1 pseudogene is annotated in these 382 nt (G+C 54.2%); it reads left to right on the top strand.

The annotated features are described in order from the left end of the window. Window positions 1-237 (top strand): annotated as a pseudogene (locus tag G4V62_RS20465) (methyl-accepting chemotaxis protein); the annotation flags it as partial. Window positions 238-382: the final 145 nt, after the last annotated feature.

Consider the following 382-nt stretch of genomic DNA (forward strand, 5'->3'; position numbering starts at 1 on the left):
CTCATTACCGGCATTACCGAGATCGACAAGCAGACCCAGCTCTTAGCGTTAAACGCTTCGATCGAAGCCGCCAGGGCCGGCGAGCATGGAAAAGGCTTCGCCGTCGTCGCCGAAGAAGTGAAAATGCTGTCCGTGCAGTCGCAGGAATTTTCCGCCCGCATCGTTCAAATTGTCCATGACATTCAAAACGTCACAACCGCCGCCTCGACGTCGATGACCGACGGTGTGAAAATGTACACGAAACATCCGCCATGCTCAACGAAGCGGGGACGGTCTTCCAGCAAATGATGCAAGCATTCCATACGATCGCCGACCAGATTATGGACGTATCAAGTGCGTCCGAAGAAATGTCTGCCGGTACCGAAGAAGTGACCGCCTCGAT

It is taken from the genome of Litoribacterium kuwaitense (genome assembly GCF_011058155.1).
GTDB lineage: Bacteria > Bacillota > Bacilli > Bacillales > DSM-28697 > Litoribacterium > Litoribacterium kuwaitense.